General features: G+C 68.5%; 28 protein-coding genes and 1 tRNA gene. 7 read left to right on the plus strand and 22 right to left on the minus strand.

Going from position 1 to position 25,331, the window contains the following annotated elements; all coding sequences use genetic code 11:
* Nucleotides 1-71 precede the first annotated feature (71 nt).
* The 6 genes from ACFYWJ_RS02765 to ACFYWJ_RS02790 form a co-directional block, all read right to left on the minus strand.
* Nucleotides 72-290 carry a hypothetical protein gene (locus tag ACFYWJ_RS02765; RefSeq protein ID WP_355270888.1) on the minus strand — a complete coding sequence of 73 codons (219 nt, stop codon included), beginning with the start codon at nucleotides 288-290 and terminating at the stop codon, nucleotides 72-74.
* 130 nt (nucleotides 291-420) lie between these two features.
* Nucleotides 421-795 carry a DUF4189 domain-containing protein gene (locus ACFYWJ_RS02770; protein ID WP_387160668.1) on the minus strand — a complete coding sequence of 125 codons (375 nt, stop codon included), beginning with the start codon at nucleotides 793-795 and terminating at the stop codon, nucleotides 421-423.
* Between the two features lie 244 nt (nucleotides 796-1,039).
* Nucleotides 1,040-1,261 (minus strand): hypothetical protein, encoded by a 222-nt coding sequence (locus ACFYWJ_RS02775; RefSeq protein ID WP_387160671.1) that lies wholly within the window; start codon nucleotides 1,259-1,261, stop codon nucleotides 1,040-1,042.
* A 153-nt stretch (nucleotides 1,262-1,414) separates the two neighbouring features.
* Nucleotides 1,415-1,486: transfer RNA gene (locus tag ACFYWJ_RS02780), tRNA-Thr, on the minus strand.
* 127 nt (nucleotides 1,487-1,613) lie between these two features.
* Nucleotides 1,614-1,850, minus strand: coding sequence for an MbtH family protein (locus tag ACFYWJ_RS02785; protein WP_022565839.1), 237 nt, complete (start codon nucleotides 1,848-1,850; stop codon nucleotides 1,614-1,616).
* 120 nt (nucleotides 1,851-1,970) lie between these two features.
* A complete protein-coding gene (locus ACFYWJ_RS02790; protein WP_355270883.1) occupies nucleotides 1,971-2,804 on the minus strand; it encodes an alpha/beta hydrolase in 834 nt (277 codons plus the stop codon).
* Nucleotides 2,805-2,976: 172 nt separating this feature from the next.
* Here ACFYWJ_RS02790 and ACFYWJ_RS02795 point away from each other — a divergent pair, with 172 nt between their 5' ends.
* The 4 genes from ACFYWJ_RS02795 to ACFYWJ_RS02810 all read left to right on the plus strand — a co-directional run bounded on the left by ACFYWJ_RS02795 (nucleotide 2,977) and on the right by ACFYWJ_RS02810 (nucleotide 6,969).
* The gene (locus ACFYWJ_RS02795; RefSeq protein ID WP_019044795.1) at nucleotides 2,977-3,135 is read left to right on the plus strand and encodes a hypothetical protein; all 159 of its coding nucleotides are present in this window, start codon (nucleotides 2,977-2,979) and stop codon (nucleotides 3,133-3,135) included.
* 66 nt (nucleotides 3,136-3,201) lie between these two features.
* On the plus strand, nucleotides 3,202-4,737 hold the full coding sequence (locus ACFYWJ_RS02800) for a trehalose-6-phosphate synthase (protein ID WP_355270882.1): 1,536 nt from the start codon (nucleotides 3,202-3,204) through the stop codon (nucleotides 4,735-4,737).
* Between the two features lie 67 nt (nucleotides 4,738-4,804).
* A complete protein-coding gene (locus ACFYWJ_RS02805; protein WP_355270880.1) occupies nucleotides 4,805-5,521 on the plus strand; it encodes a response regulator transcription factor in 717 nt (238 codons plus the stop codon).
* Entirely contained in the window at nucleotides 5,518-6,969 is a 1,452-nt protein-coding gene (locus ACFYWJ_RS02810; protein WP_355270878.1) for a HAMP domain-containing sensor histidine kinase, read from the plus strand. Before ACFYWJ_RS02805 ends, ACFYWJ_RS02810 begins: the two co-directional genes overlap by 4 nt.
* Before the next feature lie 40 nt (nucleotides 6,970-7,009).
* Here ACFYWJ_RS02810 and ACFYWJ_RS02815 read toward each other — a convergent pair whose 3' ends face one another.
* The 12 genes from ACFYWJ_RS02815 to ACFYWJ_RS02870 form a co-directional block, all read right to left on the minus strand.
* On the minus strand, nucleotides 7,010-7,498 hold the full coding sequence (locus tag ACFYWJ_RS02815; RefSeq protein WP_355270877.1) for a h domain protein: 489 nt from the start codon (nucleotides 7,496-7,498) through the stop codon (nucleotides 7,010-7,012).
* Entirely contained in the window at nucleotides 7,495-8,298 is an 804-nt protein-coding gene (locus ACFYWJ_RS02820; RefSeq protein WP_355270875.1) for a hypothetical protein, read from the minus strand. The genes ACFYWJ_RS02815 and ACFYWJ_RS02820 overlap by 4 nt, the downstream gene beginning before the upstream one ends.
* Nucleotides 8,295-9,698 carry an MlaD family protein gene (locus ACFYWJ_RS02825; RefSeq protein ID WP_355270873.1) on the minus strand — a complete coding sequence of 468 codons (1,404 nt, stop codon included), beginning with the start codon at nucleotides 9,696-9,698 and terminating at the stop codon, nucleotides 8,295-8,297. Before ACFYWJ_RS02825 ends, ACFYWJ_RS02820 begins: the two co-directional genes overlap by 4 nt.
* Nucleotides 9,695-10,921 (minus strand): MCE family protein, encoded by a 1,227-nt coding sequence (locus ACFYWJ_RS02830; RefSeq protein WP_355270871.1) that lies wholly within the window; start codon nucleotides 10,919-10,921, stop codon nucleotides 9,695-9,697. The genes ACFYWJ_RS02825 and ACFYWJ_RS02830 overlap by 4 nt, the downstream gene beginning before the upstream one ends.
* Nucleotides 10,918-12,183 carry an MCE family protein gene (locus ACFYWJ_RS02835; protein WP_355270870.1) on the minus strand — a complete coding sequence of 422 codons (1,266 nt, stop codon included), beginning with the start codon at nucleotides 12,181-12,183 and terminating at the stop codon, nucleotides 10,918-10,920. The genes ACFYWJ_RS02830 and ACFYWJ_RS02835 overlap by 4 nt, the downstream gene beginning before the upstream one ends.
* Nucleotides 12,180-13,247 (minus strand): MCE family protein, encoded by a 1,068-nt coding sequence (locus ACFYWJ_RS02840; RefSeq protein WP_355270868.1) that lies wholly within the window; start codon nucleotides 13,245-13,247, stop codon nucleotides 12,180-12,182. The genes ACFYWJ_RS02835 and ACFYWJ_RS02840 overlap by 4 nt, the downstream gene beginning before the upstream one ends.
* The gene (locus tag ACFYWJ_RS02845; RefSeq protein WP_355270866.1) at nucleotides 13,240-14,268 is read right to left on the minus strand and encodes an MCE family protein; all 1,029 of its coding nucleotides are present in this window, start codon (nucleotides 14,266-14,268) and stop codon (nucleotides 13,240-13,242) included. Before ACFYWJ_RS02845 ends, ACFYWJ_RS02840 begins: the two co-directional genes overlap by 8 nt.
* Nucleotides 14,265-15,470: an MCE family protein gene (locus tag ACFYWJ_RS02850; protein ID WP_355270865.1), complete on the minus strand. Its 1,206-nt coding sequence runs from the start codon at nucleotides 15,468-15,470 to the stop codon at nucleotides 14,265-14,267. Before ACFYWJ_RS02850 ends, ACFYWJ_RS02845 begins: the two co-directional genes overlap by 4 nt.
* Before the next feature lie 4 nt (nucleotides 15,471-15,474).
* The gene (locus ACFYWJ_RS02855; RefSeq protein WP_355270863.1) at nucleotides 15,475-16,326 is read right to left on the minus strand and encodes an ABC transporter permease; all 852 of its coding nucleotides are present in this window, start codon (nucleotides 16,324-16,326) and stop codon (nucleotides 15,475-15,477) included.
* Between the two features lie 5 nt (nucleotides 16,327-16,331).
* Nucleotides 16,332-17,096: an ABC transporter permease gene (locus ACFYWJ_RS02860; RefSeq protein ID WP_355271716.1), complete on the minus strand. Its 765-nt coding sequence runs from the start codon at nucleotides 17,094-17,096 to the stop codon at nucleotides 16,332-16,334.
* Nucleotides 17,097-17,420: 324 nt separating this feature from the next.
* Complete coding sequence (locus ACFYWJ_RS02865) at nucleotides 17,421-18,323, minus strand: 3-oxoacyl-ACP reductase (RefSeq protein ID WP_355270861.1); 903 nt, start codon at nucleotides 18,321-18,323, stop codon at nucleotides 17,421-17,423.
* A 43-nt stretch (nucleotides 18,324-18,366) separates the two neighbouring features.
* Complete coding sequence (locus tag ACFYWJ_RS02870; protein WP_019044780.1) at nucleotides 18,367-18,555, minus strand: ferredoxin; 189 nt, start codon at nucleotides 18,553-18,555, stop codon at nucleotides 18,367-18,369.
* Nucleotides 18,556-18,743: 188 nt separating this feature from the next.
* On the opposite strand from ACFYWJ_RS02870, the gene ACFYWJ_RS02875 reads away from it, so the two are divergent.
* Together ACFYWJ_RS02875 and ACFYWJ_RS02880 are read left to right on the plus strand one after the other, a co-directional pair.
* Nucleotides 18,744-19,937, plus strand: a complete 1,194-nt coding sequence (locus tag ACFYWJ_RS02875) for an acyl-CoA dehydrogenase family protein (RefSeq protein ID WP_355270858.1) — start codon at nucleotides 18,744-18,746, stop codon at nucleotides 19,935-19,937.
* A 22-nt stretch (nucleotides 19,938-19,959) separates the two neighbouring features.
* The gene (locus ACFYWJ_RS02880; RefSeq protein ID WP_355270856.1) at nucleotides 19,960-21,057 is read left to right on the plus strand and encodes an acyl-CoA dehydrogenase family protein; all 1,098 of its coding nucleotides are present in this window, start codon (nucleotides 19,960-19,962) and stop codon (nucleotides 21,055-21,057) included.
* A gap of 75 nt (nucleotides 21,058-21,132) precedes the next feature.
* Here the strand turns inward: ACFYWJ_RS02880 and ACFYWJ_RS02885 are convergent, their stop codons facing one another.
* Genes ACFYWJ_RS02885 through ACFYWJ_RS02895 form a run of 3 tightly spaced genes read right to left on the minus strand, consistent with a single transcriptional unit; the run spans nucleotide 21,133 to nucleotide 22,337 of the window.
* On the minus strand, nucleotides 21,133-21,504 hold the full coding sequence (locus ACFYWJ_RS02885; RefSeq protein ID WP_378825257.1) for a type II toxin-antitoxin system death-on-curing family toxin: 372 nt from the start codon (nucleotides 21,502-21,504) through the stop codon (nucleotides 21,133-21,135).
* Nucleotides 21,501-21,698 (minus strand): hypothetical protein, encoded by a 198-nt coding sequence (locus ACFYWJ_RS02890; RefSeq protein WP_189029939.1) that lies wholly within the window; start codon nucleotides 21,696-21,698, stop codon nucleotides 21,501-21,503. The genes ACFYWJ_RS02885 and ACFYWJ_RS02890 overlap by 4 nt, the downstream gene beginning before the upstream one ends.
* A 33-nt stretch (nucleotides 21,699-21,731) precedes the next feature.
* Complete coding sequence (locus ACFYWJ_RS02895) at nucleotides 21,732-22,337, minus strand: TetR family transcriptional regulator (protein ID WP_355270854.1); 606 nt, start codon at nucleotides 22,335-22,337, stop codon at nucleotides 21,732-21,734.
* A 99-nt stretch (nucleotides 22,338-22,436) separates the two neighbouring features.
* On the opposite strand from ACFYWJ_RS02895, the gene ACFYWJ_RS02900 reads away from it, so the two are divergent.
* On the plus strand, nucleotides 22,437-23,615 hold the full coding sequence (locus tag ACFYWJ_RS02900; protein ID WP_355270853.1) for an FAD-dependent monooxygenase: 1,179 nt from the start codon (nucleotides 22,437-22,439) through the stop codon (nucleotides 23,613-23,615).
* 61 nt (nucleotides 23,616-23,676) lie between these two features.
* Here ACFYWJ_RS02900 and ACFYWJ_RS02905 read toward each other — a convergent pair whose 3' ends face one another.
* The gene (locus ACFYWJ_RS02905; protein ID WP_355270851.1) at nucleotides 23,677-25,320 is read right to left on the minus strand and encodes an acyl-CoA synthetase; all 1,644 of its coding nucleotides are present in this window, start codon (nucleotides 25,318-25,320) and stop codon (nucleotides 23,677-23,679) included.
* Between the last annotated feature and the right edge of the window lie 11 nt (nucleotides 25,321-25,331).

Here is a 25,331-nt window from a genome sequence, read left to right on the forward strand (position 1 = left end):
TCCCGCGGACGTCGAAGCCGAGGTTCTCGAGGAACCCATAGTCGGGGGCCGAACCGGCCGGGGTCGCGCCGCTACTGGGTGACGCAGTGCGGGGGCGGGGCGGGGCTCCAGCTGCCGAAGCAGCCCGCGGCGAAGTAGGCGAGCAGGTCGATCACGGCCGAGCCGGTCTGCAGGACGACCGGCTGGGCGGTCGCGGGCTGGGCGGGCTGCGCCGGGCTCGCGGTGGCGAGCCCGGCGGAAGCGGCGCCGATCGCGGTGACCGCGGCGGCGAGAATGGCGAAGCGTTTCACGAGGATCCCTCTCGAACAGGTACGCCGGTGTTCGGCGTGCGAGTGAGCCTAGTGAGAAACGCCACTGTTTCGGAGTGGATCGATCGCCCCTGCTTTCTTGGGCACGACCTGCCGTCACACGGCCTTTCGATCAGAGCACGGTGCAGGCGTAGTCGCGATCGAACGAGCCGGCGCTTCCGGTGCCGGTGGGGAGATTGCGGGTGGCGTCCGCGATCGCCTCGCCCGGGTTCGCCCCTTTACCGAAGCCGACGATCGGGAACCCCGCGACGATCGCGAGCGGACTCGTCACGACCGCACCGCAGCCGTCGGCGAACGTCACGATCGTCCGGCAGTCGATGATGCCCTGACCCTTGCATGCCCGGTCGGCGGCCCGAACAGCGTCGGCTTCCGTCGGATGGTTGACCGAGAACGCGTAGACATTGCCCCACGCACTGAGCGAAACGGCGCCCCAGTTGACCGGGTCGGCGGTGGCGGGCGGTGCCGCGAGGACGGCAGCGGCGCTCATCGAGAGCACTGCGGCCGCAAAGGACTTCTTGAACATGGGGGAACGACTTCCTCTGCGCGCCGGCTACTGCGGCGATCGCATGGAAGATACCGCAGCACATAGACGCGAGGTGGCCCCAAAAGTCTTGGGGTCACGGCGAATACCCCGCCCGCGAACGATGTGACGGACCGGGCCGGGCATGGACAGGCCCCCGTCGCGCACGTAGACGCAGGCCGGGGGCCTGAACCCGAGCAGGATCGAGCGGTCAGTCCGCGACGCAGTGCGGGGGCAGGGTCGGGGCGCTGCCGATGCAGCCCGCGGCGAGGAAGGAGAGCAGGTCGATCACCGCCGAGCCGGTCACCAGGACAACCGGCTGGGCCGTCGCGAGTCGATCGGGGGCGGACTGCGCCGGAGTCGCGGTGGCGAGCCCGGCGGAGGCGGCGCCGATCGCGGTGACCGCGGCGGCGAGAATGGCGAAGCGTTTCACGAGGATCCCTCTCGAACAGGTACGCCGGTGTTCGGCGTGCGAGTGAGCCTAGTGAGAAACGCCACTGTTTCGGAGTGGATCGATCGCCCCCGCTTTCTGGGGCACCACGAACGACAAAGAACCCGACCCGTTGGACGGGTCGGGTTCTGCGAGAGCCCCCTGTCAGGATTGAACTGACGACCTTCGCTTTACAAGAGCGGTGCTCTACCACTGAGCTAAGGAGGCGGGTACGAACAGGCGCCCCGGAGGGCAGCGATCATCATAGCGGGACGCGGCAGCCGCGTGGCATCGGTAGAGGTGCCACGCGGCCGTCGCGCTCAGCGATGTCCCGGCGCAGTATCGGTGTTACTGCTCAGGACTGGGCGCGGGCCGCATCGTCGGCGGCCATCGCGTCACGCAGGCTCTTGGGACGCATGTCGGTCCAGTTCTTCTCGACGTACTCGACGCACGCGGCCCGGCTCTCTTCGCCGAACACGACACGCCAACCCGCCGGGACCTCCGCGAAAGCGGGCCACAGGGAGTGCTGCTCTTCGTCGTTGACCAGAACGAAGAAGCGGCCGTCCTCGTCGTCGAAGGGGTTGGTGCTCAATTTCACCTCACTGGATACTGGCGCTGTGTACGGGATCGCTTCGGGGTGCGAGGCCCCGGGCGTTGTGTCGACCCTAGCAAGGCTGACGTTACTGGTAGGTGGTTACCTCAGCCTCGGCGGTCAGACCGCGAAGAAATCGAGGAGGATCTTGTTGACCGCCTCGGGGCGTTCCAGGTAGCCGTAGTGGCCGGTGTCCGGGATTTCCTGGTACCTGGCGCCGGGGATGGCGTCGGCGACTTCCCGCGACAGATAAGGCGGAATCATCCTATCATCGGCGAAGCCAATTGCCAGACAGGGCACCGTGATTGCGCGATAGGCGGCCACCCGCTCGAACTCGTGGTCCATCGCCCGCTGCGCGCGGATGCCCGGGGTCGCTGGCCCGCCGGTGAACTCGAACAGGTCCAGCCAGTCGCGGGCGGCATTGGTGTCGGACATGGTCGCCGGCGACAGATTCATCACCGCGGTGAGCGCCGCCTCGAATTTGGCGGGCAGCTGCACACCGGCGGCGTCGAGGTCCTGTTCGCCGGCCGACAGCGTCTTCTGGAACTGGTCCAGCCTGCCGTGACCGGCCATGAACACGGCCTTGCGGACCAGGTCGGGGCGGGCCAGGGCCAGTTCCTGGGCCACCCGCGCGCCCATCGAGGTGCCCGCGACCAGGGCCGGACCCTCGCCGAGGAACTCGATCAGCGCCGCGGTGTCGGCGACCAGCTCCTCGATCCGCATGCCACCGGCCGCCTCGTACGACGGCGCGATACCCCGGTTGTCGAAGGTGCACACCCGGTACCCGGCCGCCACCAGCGCGGGCACCTGATGGAGTTCCCACACCCGGCCCGGCGATCCGGTGCCCATGATCAACACCACCAGCGGACCGCCGCCCTTGACGTCGGTGCCCTTGGTACGGTCGCCCTTGACCTGATAGTTCAGTGCGATGCCGTTCACCGTGGCCACTGGCATGAAACAAACCTCTCTGCGGGGTGGAGCTGTCCGACACTCACGGTAACGGGACCGCCACGACCCTGCACCGGGGTGGGGTGATCGGGTCGGGAGTTCATCGGCCGTGCACAGGCGACCGATAGTATTGACTACTCGCACGCAGAGCGTTTGGAAACCGGGAGGACGAACCACTATGGCCGCCAAGAGCAGCGCCAACGACATCGCCGACGACGAGCTCGAGCCACTGGCCGACGAGACCGCTCGCCAGGCACAGCGGGTCGTCGCGGCGTACGCCGAAGACGCCGACGAGTGCCGGATGCTGCTGTCGATGCTCGGCATCGGCCCCAGCTGACCCTCCTGACGACCACAATCTCAAAGCGGGACCCTGCGACGCGCAAAGGATGCGTGAGTGGACCAAATGATCGATAAACAGTCCAACGACCGTCCGTCCGAGAACAGCGAACCCGTCGCGGCCGCACCCAGCGGTGCCGGCTCGGGATTCGTGGTCGTCGCGAACCGGCTGCCGGTCGACCTCGAGCGCCTGCCCGACGGAACGACCAGGTGGAAGCGCAGCCCGGGTGGTCTGGTGACCGCCCTGGAACCGGTACTGCGCAGCAACAAGGGGGCGTGGGTCGGCTGGGCGGGCGTCCCGGACGTCGAGGTCGAGCCGATCATCGAAGACGGTCTGGAACTGCATCCGGTGCCGCTGACGGCACAGGAGGTCGAGGACTACTACGAGGGGTTCTCCAACGGCACGCTGTGGCCGCTGTACCACGATGTGATCGTGCGTCCGGTCTACGACCGGTCCTGGTGGGCGGCCTATGTCGAGGTCAACCGCCGCTTCGCGGAAGAGACCGCCAAGGTGGCCGCCGAGGGCGCCACCGTCTGGGTGCAGGACTACCAGCTGCAGCTGGTGCCGAAGATGCTGCGCATGCTGCGCCCCGACCTCACCATCGGATTCTTCCTGCACATCCCGTTCCCGCCGGTCGAGCTGTTCATGCAGATGCCGTGGCGGACCGAGATCGTCGAGGGCCTGCTCGGCGCCGACCTGATCGGCTTCCATCTCCCCGGCGGCGCGCAGAACTTCCTCTACCTGGCCCGGCGACTGGCCGGCCAGCCCACCTCACGCGGGACCATCGGGGTGCGCTCCAAGCTGGGCGTCGTGCAGGTCGGCTTCCGTACGGTGCGCGTCGGCGCGTTCCCCATCTCGATCGACTCCGCCGAGCTCGACGAGCATTCCCGGCGCCGGTCGGTGCGCGAGCGGGCCGCCAAGATCCGCGCCGAACTGGGCAATCCGAAGAACATCATGCTCGGCGTCGACCGCCTGGACTACACCAAGGGCATCGACATCCGGCTCAACGCGCTGCAGGAACTCCTGGAAGAGGGCCGGGTCGACCCGGCCGAGACGGTGATGGTGCAGCTGGCAACGCCGAGCCGGGAACGGGTGCAGAGCTACATCAAGATGCGCGGCGACATCGAGCGCCAGGTCGGCCGGATCAACGGCGAATTCGCCCGGGTCGGCTACCCGGTCGTGCACTACCTGCACCGCCCGATCCCCCGCGACGAGCTGATCGCCTTCTTCGTCGCCGCCGACGCCATGCTGGTCACGCCCCTGCGCGACGGCATGAACCTGGTGGCCAAGGAGTACGTGGCCTGCCACAGCGACCTCAACGGCGCCCTGGTGCTCAGCGAGTTCACCGGCGCCGCGGCCGAGCTGCGCCAGTCCTACCTGTGTAACCCGCACGACCTGGACAGCGTCAAGGACGCCATCGTCGGCGCGCTCGACGACGACCGCGACACCAAGCGCCGCCGGATGCGCTCGATGCGCCGCCAGGTGCTGACCCACGACGTCGAGCGCTGGGCCCGCGCCTTCCTCGACGCACTGTCCCAGGGCAGTGTCGCCGGATCGGCCCTGCTCAGCGAGGAAGAGGACGTCTTCCGCGAATCGCACTGAGGCGCTCACAGCTACCTCACAGCGCGGGTCCAGCCACTTCCCAGCCGGGTGGTGGACCATGAGATCCATGAGTGGTGTGCCGGAAGCACCCGAAGCCAGGGTGCTCGTCGTCGACGACGAACCGATGATCGTCGAGTTGCTGGCGGTGAGCCTGCGCTACCAGGGCTTCGAGGTGGCAACGGCGAGCGACGGCGCGGAGGGCCTGGACAAGGCCCGCGCGTTCCGCCCGGAGGCGCTGATCGTCGACGTGATGATGCCCGGCATGGACGGCTTCGGCCTGCTGCGCCGGTTGCGCGCCGACGGCATCGACGCGCCGGTGCTGTTCCTGACCGCCCGCGACGAGGTCGAGGACAAGATCACCGGTCTCACCCTCGGCGCCGACGACTACGTCACCAAGCCGTTCAGCCTCGAGGAAGTGGTGGCCCGGCTGCGGGTGATCCTGCGCCGCTCCGGCCGCACCGCACCCGAGCAGGCCAGCACCCGGCTGCGCTTCGCCGACATCGAACTCGACGACGACACCCACGAGGTGTGGAAGGCGGGCGAGCCGGTGGCCCTGTCCCCCACCGAGTTCACGCTGCTGCGCTATTTCATGGTGAACGCGGGCAGCGTGCTCAGCAAACCCCGCATCCTGGATCACGTGTGGCGCTACGACTTCGGCGGCGAGGTCGGCGTGGTGGAGACCTACGTGTCGTATCTGCGCAAGAAGGTCGACACCGGGGACCAGCGGTTGATCCACACCCTGCGCGGCGTCGGGTACGTCATGCGGGAGTCGGCCGCGCGATGAGCCTGCGCGCGCGTGTCGCCCGGCGGTTCTCGGCGATCCCGCTGCGCGTGACGCTGGTGCTGATGCTGGTGGCGATGGCCGGATTCGGTTTGGTCGCTTCGGGTTTCGTCGTCACCAAGGCGATGGAGAACTCGCTGCAGAACCGCACCGACCAGCAGCTGACCGACGCCGCCGTCGAATGGGAGCGCCGGGTCGGGATGCCCGCGCCCGCCCTGCCCGCGCCGTCGCCGGATCGGCAGCCGCCCGGCCGGTACTACCTCGAGGCCGAGAGCACCGACGGCACCCGGAACATCACCCTGGACAACGTCTTCGGCACCGACGCGAAGCCGGATCTCCCCGATCCCCCCGCGCTGCAACCGGTCACCGTCGGCTCGCAGGGCGACTCGACCGACCAGTGGCGGGTGCTGACCGTCAACGGGCACCGCGCGTCGGCGACGGTCGCGTGGCCGCTGACCGACGACATCGAAACGGTGCGCAAGCTCGTCGTGCTGCAGGTCGTGGTCGGCGCGATCGTGCTGATCACCCTGGCCGTGGCCGCCTACTTCGTGGTGCGCGGCAGCCTGCGGCCGCTGCGCCGGGTCGAGGCCACCGCGGCGGCGATCGCGGAAGGTCAGCTGCATCGCCGGGTTCCGGTGCGCGGCAACGACACCGAGGTCGACCGGCTCTCGCGCTCGCTCAACAGCATGCTCACCCAGATCCAGCAGGCCTTCGCCGCGACCGAGGCCTCCGAGGCCGCCGCCCGCGAATCCGAGGCCAGGATGCGGCGTTTCGTCGCCGACGCCAGTCACGAACTGCGCACCCCGCTCACCACCATCCGCGGCTTCGCCGAGCTCTACCGGCAGGGCGCGACCGGCGATCCGGCGATGTTCATGAACCGCATCGAACACGAGGCCCAGCGGATGGGCCTGCTGGTGGAGGACCTGCTGATGCTGGCCAGGCTCGACGCGCAACGCCCCGTCGACCTGAAGCCGGTCGACCTGCTCGCGATCGCCGGCGACGCCGTGCACAGCGCCCGCGCGGTGGCGGCCGCCGAGGGCGAGCACCGGCCGATCACCCTCGAGATCGCCGACGGCACCGGCACCCTGGAGATCCTCGGCGACGATCACCGCCTGCGCCAGATCCTGACCAACCTGCTGAACAACGCCCGCACGCACACGCCGGACGGTACGTCGATCACCGTGCGGCTCACGCCCGCCGACGACGAGGTGCTGCTCGAGGTCGCCGATACCGGCCCCGGGCTGTCCGCGGCGGAATCGGCGCGGATCTTCGAACGCTTCTACCGCGCCGACGCCTCACGCACCCGCAGCAGCGGCGGCACCGGGCTCGGGCTGTCCATCGTGGCGGCGCTGGTCGCCGCGCACGGCGGCAAGGTGACGGTCGGGCCGACACCGGGCGGCGGCGCGACCTTCGTGGTCCGGCTGCCCCGCGACGACCGCGGCCCGGCCTGAAATCAGGCCGGGCCGACGGGAACATCCGTGTCGCGCTGACTCAGACCGGCGTGACCTGGGCGACCAGCCAGCGGTTGTCGGCCTTGTCCAGCGACACCCGCACCCGGCTGCCCGAGGTGGTGCCCTGCGGGGAATCCTTGCTGGTGGTCAGCTGGTTCAGGTACAGCAACACCACCACGTGCTCGGGGTCGGCGGAGACGACACCCTCGGCCTGGGCGGTGGCCTTGACGGTGAGCTGCTTCTCCTTGGCGCCCGGCGCGATGGCCTGCTCGATCAGTTTCAGGTAGTCGGCGCGGAACTCCTCGGTGAGGTTGTCCGCGGCCTTGGGCAGCTCGGTGTCGACCGTGCCCGGCTCGTAGCTGAACATCGCGGTCACCGTGCGGCTGGCCGTGGTCAGCGCGTCGGTGCGGGCCTGCTCGGTGCGGCTGTGCTCGTAGAGCTGGTAACCGCTCAGACCGAGGATCACCGCGGCGATCAGGCCGAGGACACCGAGGCTGCCGAAGACGATCTTTGCGCGGTTCCCACTCATCCGACGAACTCCACCTTCGAGACGGTCATGCCGGTATCGCCCTTGGTGACGGTCACCCGGAACCGGTACTGACGCTGCTGCGGCTCGGCCGAGCCGCTGTTGCTCACCGTCTGCTTCGCGGCGACGAGCACCTTGGCGGTCGTGTCGTCGGCCGACTCGATGCCCGACTCGACGACCTCGCCGTGCGACACCACCTTGGCCTGCTTCACCACGTCCATGAACGGATCGAGGCGACCGTCGAACTCCGTCTTGAACTCGCCCGAGGCCACCGACAGGATGCGGTCGATGTCCTCCTTGGCGGAGTCGGCGCGGATGGTGGTGAGGTTGATGACCGCCTGCCGGGCGGTCTGGGTGTACTCCGCGCGCAGGTCCTCGTCGGCGTCGACCGAGCGGACCGCGAAGGCGGCGAACCCGGCGCCGACGACCAGCGCGAGCACCAGGACGACCGCGGCGGCGAGGGCGAAGATCCGGCCACGGCCGGTCGGTGTCGCCCCGTCGGTGCTGTCGTCGTCGAGGTCGGCGTCGGACGCCGCCGCGACAGCGGCCTTGTCCAGGACGACGGTCTCGTCGGCTACGGGGAGGACCACGGTCTTGTCCGCGGCGGCCGGAACGACATCCGCCGGCACGGCCTTGTCGGCGACCGGCACGGTCTCGGCCGGAGCCGCCGCGGCGGCCACGACCTCGGTGACCTCGGCGTCGTCCTTGCGGATGCTGACCGTGGCCTGCGTCGGCTCGTCGACCGGCGGACCGGCCGACCGTGCGGCCCGCCTGCGCGGGCGGCGGTTGTCGTTGTCACTCATCGTTGCTGCTCCTCCAACATCGCCTGCCAGCTGGCCGGGACAGTGCCTGAGCCGTCGGAAGCGATGTCGCCTTGCCGGTACGTACGTCCGTCGGTGCCCAGATAGGTGCCTGTGGACGGATCATAGGGGCGCGCTGAGGCGGGGGTCACACCGCCCGTGGACGCGCCGGTCGGAGCCGAGGCCGGTGCGACCGGCTGCGGCGCGCCGAACGGCGGGTTGGTGCCCAGGGGCACGTACCCGGTCCGGCACAGTTCGGGAGTGGGCGCCCGAACGCCTGGATTCTCCATGCACGGGCTGTTGCGGATGCCGCGCACCTCGATCGGAGAATCCTGTGCCACCTTGCAGTACAGCCCCTGGGGTGTGTCGATCGGGGTGAAGTCACTCGGCTCGCGCCGCTGGTCGGCGGGCAGGAAGCCGGTGGTGCAGGCGGGCGGGTCCTGGACCGCGGTCATGAAGTTGACCATCGCGCCGTACTTGGTCGGTCCGCGCAGGATGGTCTTGAACGCCGCGATCAGCGGCGGGAAGACGACCAGGAGTTGTTCGACACCAGCGTGATACGTCACGCCGACCTGGCCGAGACTCACCAGATTGCTCGCCAGCAACGGCAGCGTCGGGCGCAGACTCTGGAACTGCTCGTTCACCTTCTGCATCGCGGAAGGACTGTCGTGCAACAGGTTTCGCAAGGTCGGATCGTGCTCGCGGAGTTGATCGGTGAGGGTCGCGAGATCCGCTGTCCAGGAACGGATATTGGCATCGGACTGGATCTGGGTGTCCAGCAGCGGGCCGATCTGATCGAGCAGCTTCTTGGTCGGCTCCACATCGGTCTCGGCCTGCTGCAACAGCAGCGACGCCGAGTCGATGAACCGCTGCAGGTCCGGGCCCGCGCCGTTGAACGCCTTGAACGCCTCGTCGATCACCTGGCGCAGCCGGGTATCGGCGACGGTCGAGAGCAGCTTGTCGGTCTGGTCGAGCAGCGACCCGACGTCCTGGGGCAGCCTGGTGCGTTCCACCGGGATCACCGAGCCGTCACGCAGATCGCCGGAGCCCGCGCCGGGCTCGGGCACCAGGTCGACGTACTGCTCACCGATCGCCGAGACACTGCGGATCCAGGCGATCGAGTCCTTCGGCACCTTGTAGTCGCTGTCGATCGACAGATCCGCCTCGACCCCGGCCGGGGTGAGCCGGACCGCCTCCACCTTGCCGATATTGGTGCCGCGGTAGGAGACGTTCGCGGTCGGATACAGCCCGCCGGTGGCGGCGAGCTGGACCGTCACCCCGTAGCGCCCGATCCCGAGCATCGCCGGTATCTGGATGTACGTCCCGCCCATCACGACGAGACCGATCACGGTGAGGACGGAGAAGATCGCGAGCTGAATATGGACGAACCTGGTGAGTTTCATCGACCCGCTCCTTCCTGGCCGGGCAGCGGCACGGTGATGCCGGGAATGGAGGGCAGGCCGGGGATCGGCGGCAGGCCGGGCAGGGTCGGCGTCGGCGCCGCGCTGGGCGCGGGCGCCGCCGGGACCTTGCTCGGGTCGCCCGCGTCGGTCGACGTCGACGGCGCGAAGGTACCGAGCACACCCTCGACACCACCGAAGCGGCCACCGAGCGGCGTGCCGGTGAGCCAGTTGGTGTCCAGCCGCTTTCCGGTCAGGTCGAAGGTGATGAAGAGATTGAGGTAGTCACCCTTGATCGCGTTGTCGATGTTCTTGATCGGGAACGGGAACGTCGGCAGCACGGCCATCGCCGCGATGAGGTTGGTGCCGGTGTTCGCCAGGGTTTCCAGCACCGGGCCGAGGCTGGCCAGGTTGGCCTTCAGGTCGTCGCCACTGGTCTGGATGATCCGCTCGGTCACGTCGCTGAGCTCGCCGAGCGCGGTGACCGCCCTGGTGATGTTCGCGGTGCGGTCGGCGAGCACCGTCAGCGCCGGGGGGATCTCGTCGAGCGCGCGGGCGAGCACGTCCTTCTGGGCGGCGAAGCTGCCCGCCACCCGGTCCAGGCCCTCCATCGCGGCGATGATGTTGCCGGTCTGCTTCTCCAGGCCGGTGGTCAGCTCGTTGAGCTGGGGCAGCAGATCGGCGATCTCGGCCTCGCGACCGTTGAGCGCCGCGTTCATCTCCCTGGTGATCGTTTCGAGCTGAGCGATGCCGCCGCCGTTGAGCACGACCGACAGCGAGGACAGCACCTGCTCGGTGGTCGGGTAGGCACCGGCCCGATCCAGCGGGATCACGTCGTTGTTGCGCAGCTGACCCTGGGCGGGGACATCGGTCGGCGCGGACAGCTCGAGGTGATTGCTGCCGAGGAGGCTGGTCTGGCCGATCTTGGCGACCGCGTTGGCGGGCAGCTTCACGTCGGGATTCAGCGACACCGTGACCAGCGCGTGCCAGCCCTCGACATCGATTCCGGTGACGTTGCCGACCTCGACATCGTCCACCCGCACCGGCGAATTCCTGGTCAGCGTGGTGACATTGGGCATCTGGATGCGCACGGTGTACGAACCGGGAGCGGTGCCCTCGGAACCCGGCATGGGCAGTGAGTTCAGTCCGTCCCACTGACAGCCGGTCGCGCCGAGCGTCACGGCGACGCCCACCGCCAGCCCGGCGAGCATTCGTTGGGGCCTCATCGATGTCCTCCTGGAACGGCGAGTCCGGCGAGACCGCTCGGCACGGTGATCGGCGCAGCCGTCGGGGGCACCTTCGCCGGGTCCACCTCCGCTTCCAAACTCGGCGGGCTGTAGGTCAGCTGGCCGGGCAGGGCGGTGGTGCCCAGGACCGGGTTGAGCATGATCGGCGCGTAGTTCATCGCCAGCGAGCTGATCACCGGGGCGACGAATTCCGCGCACAGATCCGCCGACCGGTCCGAGTCGTTCATCTCGAGCGCCCGGATGGAGCCGCAGAGGAAGCTCAACGGGTTGGCCGTATTGGGCAGTGCCACCGAGCCGCTGAGCGCGCCCTGGGCAGGCTGGTAGATCTGGTAGAAGTTCACCAGCGCGGTCGGCGCGGAATGCAGCAGCCGTTCGATCTCCGGCCGCTTGTCGGCCAGGATCTGGGTGACATCGGCCAATCGCTCGACGCCTTCGGTGAGTTCGGCACCGCTGCCGTCGAGGAAGCGCTTCACGTCCGCGAGCGCCACGTCCAGGCTGTCCAGGCCTGCGCCGAGTTCCTCCGACGCGCCGGCGAGGACCGAGGCCACCGAGGCCAGGCGGCCGCCGAACTGCACGATCTGCTCGTTGCTCGCCGAGAGCACCTCGACGAACTTCTGCAGGTTGCGGATGGTGCCGAAGAGGTCGGTTCGCCCGTCGGACAACGTGGTCAGCGTCGCCGACAGTTCCCGCAGGGTGTCGCGGAACTTCTGGCCGTTGCCGTCGAGGTTGTCCGCCGCGGTGTTGACGAAGCGCCCGAAGGAACCCTGCTCGTCGTCCCCGACGGGCCCGAGAGCCGTCGCGAGATTGGACAGTTCGGCCTTGATGTCGTCCCACTCCACCGGCACCGCGGTGCGCTCGATCGGGATCTGTGCGCCGTCGGCCAGCTTCGGACCACCCTCGTAGGCGGGCGCCAGCTGGATGAACCGGGCCGACACCAGCGAGGGCGCGATCAGCACGGCGCGCGCGTCGGCGGGCAGGTCGACGTCGCCGTCGACGGACATCCGCACCTGCACCCGGCCTTCGCCGGGCTCGATCGCGTCGATCCTGCCGATCGTCACACCCAGCATTCGCACCTCGTCACCCGCGTACAGGCCGTTGGTCGAGGTGAAGGCCGCGGTGATCTTGGTCTTCCCGATGCCGAGGCTGAAGTAGACCCCGACCGCGACCAACGCGACGATCACCGCCACGGCGACCCCGAGCGTCCAACGTGGCACGCCACGAACTTTCGATGCGATGTTCATCGCGGCGGGTCCTCCTCGGAAGGCACGATGCTCGGCGGCGCCGGATGGGTGAGGTAGTCGAGCAGGTCCTGCGGCACATGCTCGGGCCAGACCAGCGCGTCGACCAGCGGACGCAGCGTGGTACTCGTCGCGTTCACCACGTAGGCGTTGAACCACGGGCCGCTGCCGACCTGCTCGCCCAGTGCCGAGGCGTAGGGGCCGACGTTCTCGAGCGCCTGGGTCAGGTTCTCCTTGTTGCGCTGCAACAGGGCGAGCACCGAATTCAGCCGGTCCAGTGTCGGTTTCATCTGCGCCTCGTTGTCGGCGACCAGCCCGGAGAGCTGCTTGGCGACCGCGTCGACGTAGACGATGAGCTGGTTGATGGCGGCGCGGCGGTTGTCGAGCTCGCCGAGCAGGTTGTTGCCGTCGAGCAGCAGCGCGTTGAGCTGCGAACTACGGTCGGCCAGGATCGCGGTGACGTTCTGCGCCCGGCCGAGCAGGTCGGTGAGCGCCTGGTCGCGGGTGTTGATGCTGCGCGAGAGCGCGGTGACGCCATCGAGGGCGTTGCGCAGCGGGCCCGGAGTGTCGGCGAAGGCGGCCGAGAGGGCGTCCAGTGTCTGGTCGATCTGATCCATGTCGAGATCGCGGACGGTCCCGCCGAGATCGCTGAGCGCCTCGTTGAGCGAGTACGGCGAGGTGGTCCGGTCGAGCGGGATGGTGTCGGAGGTACGCAACGCACCCGGTCCGGTCGGCACCACATCCAGGGACTTGCGACCGAGCACCGTGTTGGTCTTGATCGCGGCGGAGGTCTTCTCGCCCAGCACGATCGACTCGTCCAGGGTGAACTTCACCAGTACCTTCGGGCCGTCGAGCGACACATCGTCGACTTCGCCGGATCGCACGCCGGCCACATGCACCGGGTCGCCGGGCACCAGCCCGCCCGCGTCGGCGAAGAACGCGGTGAACGTCGCGCCGGAGCGGATGAACGGCAGCTTGGTGTACTGCAGCGTGGCGAGCGAGATCGTCACCGCCAGCACGATGCCGACGACGCCGATGGTGGCGGCCGACGACTTGCTCTCACTCATTCGGCGTACACCTTCCGCTCGCCTGCGAACCCGGGATTCGCACTTCCATCGGCTGACCGTTCGGGCCGTCTACCAGCAGGACGGTGCCGCAGATGTAGAGCTGCAGGAACGCGCCGTAGGAGCCGATGCGGATCAGTTTCTTGTAGGTGTCCGGTAGCTTCCCCAACACCCATTCGAGCTGGTCGGAGCCGTTGTCGAGGTTGGTGGCCAGCCGGCCGGTCTGCTCGATGGTGTTGCGCAGATCGGGACGTGCCGTGGTCAGCAAGTCGTTGAGTTCCTTCGTCGCACCGGCGATCCGCGGGAGCGCGGCGCCGATCGGGTCGCGTTCGGCGGCCAATCCGCTGACCAGGCGCTGCAATTCGTCGATCGTGGTGGTGAACTGCTCGTCGCGATCGTCGATGGTGGCCAGCACCGTGTTCAGGTTGTCGATCACGCTGCCGATCAGGGCGTCGCGGTCGGCGAGGGTTCGGGAGAAGTTGCCGCCGCTGTTGAGCAGCGAGACCAGCGTGCCGCCCTGGCCCTGGAAGATCTGCAGCAGCGCCGAGGTCAGGTCGTTGACCTGGCCGGGGTCGAGCCCACGCAGCAGCGGCTTGAAACCGCCGAGCAGCAGGTCCAGGTCCAATGCGGGCGCGGTCTGCTCCTTGCCGATGGTGGACCCCTCGGGCAGCACGCGGGCCGAGCCCGGGCCTTCCATCAGTTCCAGATACCGGTCACCGACCAGGTTCTCGTACTTGATCGCCAGGCGGGTGCTCGACAGCACGGCGTACTTGGTGTCCACGTCGAACTCGACGTGCGCGAGATCGTCGTCGCCGACCTTCACCGAGGTCACCGAGCCCACCGGGACGCCGGCGATGCGCACCTTCGCCCCCGGCACCATGCCCGAGGAGCTGGTGAAGACCGCCTTGTAGCCGTTCTCGCTGGAGAAGCGCGCTTGGCTGAGCACGATCGCCAGGCCCGCGAAGACCAGTGTCATCACCACGGAGAAGATCGCGAGCTTGACCGTCGTCGCCGTGTTTTTCACCGTGTCACTCCCGGCAGTCCGTCCAGCAGGAGCTGGAACACCATTGGTGCGCTGTCGTTCAGGGCGGGCGGCGCGGTACGCGGGGTGTACGGCGCACCCTCGCTGGTATCGGTCACCACGTAGTTCGCGTGGCTGTCCGGCACCCGGGTCACGACACCCTCACAGTGCGGTCCACCGGTCGCGTTCACCTTGGGCAGATCCTCGGGGTAACTGTAGGGCTTCTGGCCGGGCATGAAGGAGGCATGCATGCCGACGCCCGGCAGGACACCACCGAATACCTCGTTGGCCAACGGCATGATCGGACCTATTCCGTCGATGAGGCAGCCGAGCGCGGGCGCGTATTCGAACAGCAGGCTGGTCGTTGGTCGCAGCAGGTCGAGCGCGGTGACGATATTGGCTTCGTTCTCCCGCAGCACCGCACCCGTGGTGTCGGACAGGCCGATCACGTTCACCAGCACGTCGTCGAACTGAGCTTGCAGCTCCGACAGGGTGCGCGAGGTGACCGTGGCGTTGTCCACGGTGCGCAGCAGCGCGCCGGACGCGTCGGCGTAGATGTCGGACACCTGGGCCGTCTTGTCCAGATCCTGTTGCAGCGTAGGCAGGTAGGGGTTGATCTCCCGCAGGTAGCGGTCCGAGCTCACCAGCAGTTCGCCCAGCTTGTCGCCGCGGCCCTCCAGCGCGGTGCCGAGCGCGGTCAGCGTCGCGTTCAGCTTCTCCGGCTCCACCTGGGCGAGCACATCGGACAGGTGCTGGAACAGCGTGTTGAATTCGACGGTCACCGCGCTGGCCGACACCGTGCTGCCCGGTGCCAGCGCGGTCGAGGCCGGCTGCTCGGGCACGATGAAGTTGACGTACTTGGCGCCGAAGACGGTGGTCGAGCGGATGTCGACACCCGCGTTGGCGGGCACCAGCTTCAGCTGATCGGGGTCGACTTCCAGCCGCAGCTGCGCGCCCTCGTCGTGCAGGGCGATGTCGGTGACGCGGCCGATCTCGACGCCGCGCACCTTCACCTTGGCGTCGGGGTCGAGCACCAGGCCGGTGCGTGGTGTGTCCACCAGCACCACCGCGGTGGTGGTGAACGCGCCTTGGAACAGCGCGAGTGCGAAGGCCACAGCCCCGACGAGCAGGGCGACCAGGGCGAGCGCGGCGAGCTTGCGCCCGAGCCCGCCCTGCAGTGCGGCGACGATCCGTGATGTATGCATCGCGCTATCCCGAGAGGTGGAAGTTGCTGGAGGTGCCGTAGATGGCCAGCGAGATCATCAGGGTCACCATGACGACCGCGACCAGCGAGGCGCGCACCGCGTTGCCGACCGCGACGCCGACGCCGACCGGACCGCCCGCGGCGTTGTAACCGAAGTAGGTGTGGATCAGCATCACGGCCATCGCCATGACGATCGCCTGCCCGAAGGACCAGAGAATGTCGCTCGGGATGAGGAACGTCGAGAAGTAGTGGTCGTACACACCGGCCGACTGTCCGTAGATCACCACGGTCGCGAAGCGGCTGGCGACGAAGGAGGCGATCACCGCCAGGGCGTAGAGCGGGACGATCGCGATCATGCCAGCCAGCACCCGGGTGCCGACCAGGAACGGAACCGGGCGCACCGCCATCGATTCGAGCGCGTCGATCTCCTCGGCCACCCGCATGGCGCCCAGCTGCGCGGTCGCGCCGGCGCCGATGGTGGCGGCCAGGCCGATACCGGAGATCACCGGTGCGGCGATGCGGACGTTGAGGAAGGCGGCGAAGAAGCCGGTCAGCGCCTCGACACCGATATTGCCGAGCGAGCTGTAGCCCTGCACCGCGATGGTGCCACCGGCCATGAGGGTGAGGAACCCGACGATCACGACGGTGCCGCCGATCACGGCCAGCGCGCCGGAGCCCATGCTGATCTCGGCGATGAGCCGGATCGTCTCGGTGCGGTAGTGCACCAGTGCCCTTGGCACCGAGGCGAGCGCCTGGACGAAGAAGATCGCCTTGTCGCCCAGCGAATCCAGGGATTTCGAGGCGCGATCGAAACGGCGAACCGTCCGGGGGAACTTACTGCGAACAACGAATGCCATCGTGGTCACCGCACCGTGAATTTCAGGCCGATCGCGGTGGCGACGACATTCACCACGAACAGCGCCATGAAGGCGAAGACGACTGTTTGGTTCACCGCGTCACCGACACTCTTCGGCCCGCCTTTCACCTGCAAACCGAGGTAGCAGGCAACCATTCCGGCGATCAATCCGAACAGCCCGGCCTTGACCTCCGAGAGGATCAACTCGGGCAGATTCGTGAGCAGCGGAATCCCGTTGACGAAGGCGCCCGGATTCACGCCCTGCAGGAACACCGAGAACATGAAGCCACCGACGATGCCGACGGTGCAGACCAGGCTGTTGAGCATCAGCGCGACGAACATCGAGGCGAGCACTCGGGGGACGACCAGCCGGGCGATCGGGTCGATGCCGAGCACCATCATCGCGTCGATCTCTTCGCGGATGGTGCGTGCGCCCAGGTCAGCGCAGATCGCGGTGGCGCCCGCGCCCGCCACGATCAGCACCGTGACGATCGGTCCGACCTGGGTGACGGCGCCGAACGCGGCCGCCGCGCCACTGAGGTCGGCGGCGCCGATCTCGCGCAACAGGATGTTGAGGGTGAAGACCACCAACACCGTGAACGGAATCGCGACGAGCAATGTCGGCACGATCGAGACGCGGGCGACGAACCATGACTGGTCGACGAATTCGCGCCACTGGAAGGGACGGCGGAACGCGGCTCGCGCCACATTCGCGCCGAGTTCGAAGAATCCGCCAACTGCCCGCAACGGCACAGCAAGGAGGTCGTTCACTCGGTTTCCTCCTTGTCCGACGGGCGGGCAGACCTGCCCGCGCACCCGTACTTCACCGCCACCCCGATCTGAAGACTGCCCAAAGACTAGAACATGTTCCTGTTGATGTCTGCCGTTTGGGGAGACTATTACCAGGACTTTTTCGCGAAATATGTCGAGGAAACTGAAACGAATCCTGACCGAATGCCATTTACCTCCTGTGAGCCGCCACACACCCCGACGCTCATGTCTACCAACACCTGGACCTGTGATCAACACAACTCGGCAGACATGCCCGTCGTGGCGCGCGGCGAGCCAACACCCGGCAAATCGGTGGCGGGAAGATCAGCCCAGATCGCGGAGCGCGCGGGCCGAGAACGTGTGGTCGGCGGGCCGCTCGGCAAAGTAGCCGTGCAGCGTCGAGGCGAGGTCTTCCTCGGCCCATTCGGCGCCGGCGGCGTCGAAGCGGGCCTCCACCTCGGGAGCCGCCATCAGGGCGACCATCGGGCCGTAGACGACGAAGACCTGACCGTTCACCGCGTCGGCGGCGGGCGAGGCGAGGTAGGCGACGAGCTTGGCCACGTGCTCGGGCGCGAGCGGGTCGACCGACCCCTCGGGCGCCTCGGAGAACACGGCCTCGGTCATCGCGGTCCTGGCCCGGGGGCAGATCGCGTTGGACCGCACGCCGAAGCGGGACAGGCCACGCGCGGCCGACAGCGTCAGCGCGGTGATGCCTGCCTTCGCGGCGCCGTAGTTGGCCTGGCCCTCCGGTCCGAGCAGACCCGCCTCCGAGGAGGTGTTGACCAGCCGGCCGTAGACCGGCGCGCCGGCGGCCTTGGACGCCGCGCGCCAGTAGGCGCCCGCGTTGCGCGAGAGCAGGAAGTGGCCGCGCAGGTGCACGGCGATCACCGCGTCGAAGTCCTCGTCGGACATGTTGAACAGCATGCGGTCGCGGGTGATGCCCGCGTTGTTGACGACGATGTCGAGGCCGCCGAGGGATTCCTGGGCGGTCGCGATCAGCGCGTCGGCCGTCGAGCGCTCGGCGATGCTGCCGCCGACGAACTCCGCCTTGCCGCCCAGCTCGCGAATCGCGGCGATGGTCTCGGCGGCGGCGTCCTCGGTGAGGTCGTTGACGACCACCGCCGCGCCCGCCGCGGCCAGCGCGAGGGCCTCGGCCCGGCCGAGACCGGCGCCTGCGCCGGTCACGATCGCGACTCGGCCGTCCAGTGAAGTCTGCATCACACTCATCGGGCCGACTTTAGAACGTGTTTCACTATCCGACAAGACCGGATCACGCCAACCGCAGCGCGGCCTTGGGACACTGCGCCACCGCTTCCTCGACATCGGCGACGCGATCGTCGGCCACATCGCCCTCGAGCACGTGCAGGTTGTCGTCGTCATCGAGTTCAAACATGTCAGGGGCGATTCCTACGCATACGCCATTCGCTTCGCACCGGTCGAAATCGACGATGATCTTCATGAGAACTTCCTTCCACGCGGTCTTCGCGACACTAACCCAGACAGCACGGCCCGCGAGGCGGAACAGCTGTCGATTCACTGTCAATACTGGAACATGTTCCAGTTCATATGCAATGATCGGTTTCGGCGGGGCCCATCCCCTGCGCCCCGCCGACGTCCGTTTTCGCAGCTGAGACCGAGGTAGGAACCATGCGCGTCGCGTATACGCCGCAGCAGGAAGAATTGCGCGCCGAGCTGCGCGAGTATTTCGCCCAGCTGATGACGCCGGAACGACGCGCGGCGCTGAGCCTGCAGACCGGCGAGTACGGCGAGGGCACTGTCTACCGCGACGTCGTCCGCCAGATGGGCAAGGACGGCTGGCTGACGCTGAGCTGGCCCAAGGAGTACGGCGGCCAGGACCGCACGACGATGGATCAGCTGATCTTCGTCGAGGAAGCCGCCATCGCGGGCGCGCCCGTCCCGTTCCTCACCCTGAACTCGGTCGCACCGACGATCATGCAGTACGGCACCGAGGAGCAGAAGAAGTTCTTCCTGCCCAAGATCGCCTCGGGCGAGCTGCACTTCGCCATCGGCTACTCCGAGCCGGGCGCGGGCACCGACCTGGCCTCGCTGCGCACCGCCGCGGTGCGCGACGGCGACGATTTCGTCATCAACGGCCAGAAGATGTGGACCAGCCTCATCGCCTACGCCGATTACATCTGGCTGGCGGTGCGCACCGACCCGACGGCCAAGAAGCACAAGGGCATCTCGATGTTCATCGTGCCGACCGATGTCGAGGGCTTCTCCTGGACGCCGGTGCACACGATGGCCGGGCCCGACACCAGCGCCACCTACTACCAGGACGTGCGGGTGCCCGCCTCCTCGATGGTCGGGCCGGAGAACGGCGGCTGGTCGCTGATTACCAACCAGCTCAACCACGAGCGCGTCGCGCTGACCTCGGCCGGGCCGCTCTCGCTCGCGGTCAACCAGACGGTGCAGTGGGCGCGCGATACCACCGCCTCCGACGGCAAGCGGGTGATCGACCAGGAGTGGGTGCGCCTGAATCTGGCGCGCGTCTACGCCAAGGTCGAGTACCTCAAGCTGCTGAACTGGGAGATCGCCAGCCGCGCCGACCAGGGCGGCGAAGCCGCGCCCAAGCCGTGGGACGCCTCCGCGTGCAAGGTCTACGGCACCGAGCTGGCCACCGAGGCCTATCGGCTGCTGATGGAGGTCGTCGGCTCGCACGGCTACCTGCGCCAGGACTCCCCCGGCGCGGTGATGCTCGGCAGGCTCGAGCGGATGCACCGGGCCGCGCTCATCCTCACCTTCGGCGGCGGCACCAACGAGGTGCAGCGCGACATCATCGCCATGACCGCCCTGCGCCAGCCCGCGTCCGCCCGCTGATCCCGAAAGCCGGTATCCCCTCATGGATTTCACTCCCACCGAAGCCCAGACCGATCTCGCCCGGCTGACCGGCGAGATCTGCGCCAAGCTCGTCACCGCCGACCGGCTGCGCGAGCTCGACACCGCGGGCCGCTACGACGAGCAGCTCTGGAAGTCGCTCGCCGAGACCGGCGTGCTGGCCGCGGCCCTGCCGGAGGAGCTGGGCGGCAGCGATTTCGGCATGCTCGAGCAGACCGCGATCCTGCGTGAGCTCGGCCGCGTCGTCGCCGCGGTGCCCTACCTGTGGTCGATCGTCGTCGGCGCGGGCGCGCTGGCGAAGTTCGGCGACGCCGGCCAGCGGCAGCTGGCCGCGCGGGCGGGCGCGGGCGAGATCGTGCTGACCGCCGCGCTCGCCGAGGAACTGCGCGCGACCACCGCCGCGCCGGGCATCGTCGCCGAGCCCGCCGGCGCGGCCTGGACCCTGACCGGTACCGCGACCACTGTCGCCTTCGCCGATCGTGCCGAGCGCATCCTGGTGCCCGCCATCACCTCCAACGGTGTCGGCGTCTTCGTGGTCGACCCGGACGACGCGTCGGTCACCCGCACCGCCCAGCAGGTCGTCGACCTGAGCCCCGAGTTCGTCGTCGAGCTCGCGGCTACCCCGGCCACGCTGCTCGGCTCCATCGAGTCCGGCGCCGACGTCCTCACCTGGCTGCGCGAGCACGCCTGGCTCGGCCTGTCGGCCCTGCAGCTGGGCACCCTGGAGCGCGCGCTCGAGCTGACCGCCGAGCACACCCGCACCCGCGAGCAGTTCGGCAAGCCGATCGGCTCGTTCCAGTCCGTCGCCCAGCGCCTGGCCGACGCCTCCATCGACATCGGTGGCCTGCGCCTGACGGTCACCCAGGCCGCCTGGCGCGTGGCCGAAGGCCTCCCCGCCACCGAGTCCATCCACATCGCCAAGTTCTGGGCGGCCGACGCGGGCCACAAGGTCGCCCACACCGTCGTCCACGTCCACGGCGGCCTCGGCATCGACCGCGACCACATCACCCACAACTACTTCACCGCCGCCAAGCACAACGAATTCGCCCTCGGCGGCGCCACTCCCCACCTCCTCGCCCTCGGCGCGGAACTGGCGGGCTAGCCGCTCGCACACAGCAGGGCCCGTGCGGATCGTTCCCCCGATCCGCACGGGCCCTGCCGCGTTCACCCGCCGACGCTATCGCGCGAATCGGACGAGTTCCTTGGCGATGGCAGGCACATCGAGCCGGCCCTGGCACACCGCGAGCACGAACTCCTCGGCGCGATCGATATCGAAAGCCTCGTCCAGCGGGCATCCGTTGAGATGCAGGAACACCCAGGTCGCGTACCAGGCGAGGCGCTTGTTTCCGTCCACCAAGCCGTGGTTGCGGGCGAGCGATTCCATCAGCGCGGCGGCCTTCTGCCACAGATCGGGATAGGCGTCCTGCCCGAACACACTCGACTGGGGCCGCGCCGAGGCGGAATCGAGCAGCCCGTAATCACGGACATCCGGCGTACCGAGCCGCTCCGCCAAGCTCAGCAGCTCCGGCAGCGTCAGATAGTGGATCACGCCAGCCGCCGGTTCAGCTCTTCGCTGACCCGGAGCACATGGTCTGCCGCCTCGTTGAACAATCGCGACCGCTCGTTGATGGCGGCCACGACCGCATCGTGCGCGAACTGCTGCATGCTTCGGCCCTCGGCCTCGGCGCGCTGCCGGAGCGCGTCCAGCTCCTCGTCGGTGAATCGCACATTGAGACCAGCCATAGGCCCGATGGTACCGCGCGGTACCAGCTGGTTCTACGACATTTCGGACCGATCGCCGGAGCCGGGTTCCGAGGTCAGGTAGCGCTGGAGGGTGGGGGCGATGTCGGTGGTGATCTGGTGCGGGGTCAGGTCGGCTACCGGGGGGATGCGCAGGATGTAGCGGCACAGGGCCAGGCCGAGGAGCTGAGTGACGATGAGGGCGGCGCGGCGGGGGGCGTCGGCGGGGGTGCCGAAGCGCAGGACGGCGGGGAGGACCTGCTGGGCGAAGACCTCGCGGAAGCGGGCGGCGACCGCGTCGTCGGTGATCGAGGAGCGCAGCAGGATCAGCAGGACGGTGTTGTCGTTGTCCTCCCAGATGGTGAGGAAGCGGCGGATCAGCAGCTCCCCCATGGTGTCCGGGTCGGCGGCGCCCAGGTCGGGCAGGTCCAGGTCGATCTGGGCGGCGGCGGCGAAGAGGCCGTCCTTGCTGCCGAAGTAGCGCATGACCATCGACGGATCGATCGCGGCGTCGGCGGCGATGGCGCGGATGGTCGCCTTCGCGTAGCCGTCGGCGGCGAAGCGGGCGCGCGCGGCGGCGAGGATGGCGGCGCGGGTGGCGTCCGAGCGGCGGGCCGGGGTCTCCTGGTCGGCGGAAGTCATGCCAACAAGTGTAGGCCAACAACTGTTGACTTTCACCGACGGCCCGGTTTACCGTTATGCCTACAAGCGTTGGCAAACAAGCGTTGACCAGGAGTCGCAATGTCCGCCACCCCACTGCCCGAAGCCACGTCCGTCGTCATCGTCGGCGCGGGCCCCGCCGGTCTCACCGCCGCGATCGTGCTCGCCGAAGCCGGCGTCGACCATGTCCTGCTCGATCGCCTGAGCGAGGGCGCCAACACCTCCCGCGCCGCGGTCGTGCACGCCAGGACCCTGGAGGTCCTCGACGAACTCGGCATCGCGAAGGAACTGCTCGCCCGCGGCATCCAGGTCCCCACCTTCAAGGTGCACGACGGCCCGAAGACGTTGGCCACCATCGAGTTCGGCGACCTGCCGACGGCCTACCCCTACACCCTGATGATCCCGCAGGACGTCACCGAGCAGGTCCTGCTCGACCGGCTGCACGCGCTGGGCGGCACCGTCCACCGCCCGGTCACCGTCGCGCGGGTCGCCGACGAGAACGGCCACGTCACCGTCGAATACAGCACCGCGGACGACACGACCGGCACCATCACCGCCGACTACGTGATCGGCGCCGACGGCATGCACAGCGCGGTGCGCGACCAGGCTGGCATCGGTTTCACCGGCGACACCTACCCCGCGTCGTTCGTCCTGGCCGATGTCCGGATGAGCTGGCCGACCCCGCGTTCGGAAGTCTCGCTGCACCTTTCGCCCGAGGGCGTCACCGTGGTCGCCCCGCTGCCCGACCCCGCCGAGGAGCGCTACCGCGTCGTCGCCACCGTCGACGAGGCCCCCGAGCACCCGACGCGCGACGACATCCAGACCCTCCTCGACGCCAGGGGCCCGGCGGGCGAGGTGCGCGTCGACGAAGTGCTGTGGAGCTCGCGCTTCCGCGTGCACCACCGCGTCGCCGACCACTACCGCGCGGGCCGGATCCTGCTCGCGGGCGACGCCGCCCACGTGCACAGCCCGGCGGGCGGCCAGGGCATGAACACCGGCATCCAGGACGCCGCGCTGCTCGCCCGGCTGCTGGCGAAGGTGGTCGCCGGCGAACCGGACGCACTGCTAGACGAGTACGAGACCGTACGCAGGCCGATCGCGCTGGACGTCGTCGCGTTCACCGACCGGATGACCCGGATGGCCACCCTGCAGTCGAGCCCGGCCCGCACCGCGCGCAACACCGCGCTGCGCCTGCTCACCGGCATCCCCGCGGTCCGCGGCAAGCTGGCCTACCAGCTCGCCGAACTCGCCAACCACTGACGCACGCGACAGGGGCCCTCCCGGCGACATTGCCGGAAGGGCCCCTGTTGCTGTCGATTACCTACGCGGAGCCCGCGTCGGCGTGCTCGTCGGCAGGCCGCTCGTCGGTCTGCGACTTGGCCCACCGGTAGTCCGGCTTGCCCGCGGGCGAGCGCTTGATCTCGTCGACGAACCACAGGCTGCGGGGCAGCTTGTAGGACGCGATCTCCTGGGTCAGCACCGGCTTCAGCTCGGCCAGCGTCGGCCGGTTCGCACCGCGACACTGCACCACCGCGACGACCCGCTGGCCCCAGCGCTCGTCCTCGACGCCGACCACCAGCGCGTCGAAGATCTCCGGATGCGCCTTGAGCGCGCCCTCGACCTCTTCGGGGTAGATCTTCTCGCCACCGCTGTTGATGCTCACCGAACCACGGCCGAGCATGGTGACGGTGCCGTCCTCCTCGACGCGCGCGAAGTCGCCGGGGATCGCGTAGCGAACCCCGTTGAACTCCTTGAACGTCGCGGCCGACTTGACCTCGTCCTTGTAGTAGCCGAGCGGGATGTGGCCGCTGCGCGCCAGCAGACCGACGACGCCGGAACCCGGCTCGACCGGGTTGCCTTCCTCGTCGAGCACCTGGGTGGCCGCGTCGATCTTCACCCGCGGACCGCCGGTGTGGGTCTGCCCCTTGGCGATCGTCGCCAGACCGCCGAAGCCGGTCTCCGAGGAACCGATGGAGTCGGTGAGCAGGCGGTTGGGCAGCAGCTCGAGGAACTTGTCCTTGAGCGGCGGCGAGAACAGCGCCGCGCTGCTGGCGAGCACGTACAGCGACGAGAGGTCGTAGGGCTCACCGGTTTCCGGGTTGCCCTCCTCCAGCGCGTCGAGCATCGGCCGGGCCATCGCGTCGCCGGTGATGAAGATCAGGTTGATCTTGTGCTTGTCGACGGCCTGCCAGACACCGTGCCCGCTGAACTCGGGGATCATCACGGCCTTGCCGCCGCCGAACAGGCTGTGGAAGGTGGCCCACTGCGCGCCGCCGTGGATCATCGGCGGGATCGGGAAACGCACCATCTGCGGGTTGGCCGCGCCGATCTTGGCCAGCTCCCACTCGTCCTTGGTGTACTCACCGGTGATGAAGTTGATCCCGGCGCCGAGCACCCGCCACACGTCCTCGTGCCGCCACATCACGCCCTTGGGCAGGCCGGTAGTGCCGCCGGTGTAGAGCATGTAGATGTCGTCGGGCGAGCGCTCGCCGAAGTCGCGCTCACCGGAGGAGGCGGCCAGCGCCGCTTCGTACTCCACCGTGTCGGGCGCGGTCGGTCCGTCGGTGCCGTCCTCGACGACGAGCACCGTCTTCAGGCCGGGCACCTTCGGGCGGACCGCCGCGACCTTGTCGGTGTAGCGGCGCTCGTGGATCAGCGCGACCATGTCGGAGTTGTCGAAGATGTGCAGCAACTCGTTCTCGACGTAGCGGTAGTTGACGTTGATCATCACCGCCCGCGCCTTGAAGATCGCCACCATCGCCTCGACGGCTTCGACGGTGTTACGGGAGTAGATTCCGACTTTGTCGCCGGGTTTCACACCCTGTTCCAGCAGGTAGTGGGCCAGTTTGTTGGCCCGCTCCTCCAGTTCGGCGTAGGTCGACTCGCGATGTTCGCCGACCAGCACGATCCGGTCGGGCATCAGGTCGACGGCGTGTTCGACGAGATCGGCTATGTTGTAGCTCACAAAGACAAAAA

The organism is Nocardia sp. NPDC003269 (assembly GCF_042888005.1).
In the GTDB taxonomy this organism is placed as follows: domain Bacteria; phylum Actinomycetota; class Actinomycetes; order Mycobacteriales; family Mycobacteriaceae; genus Nocardia.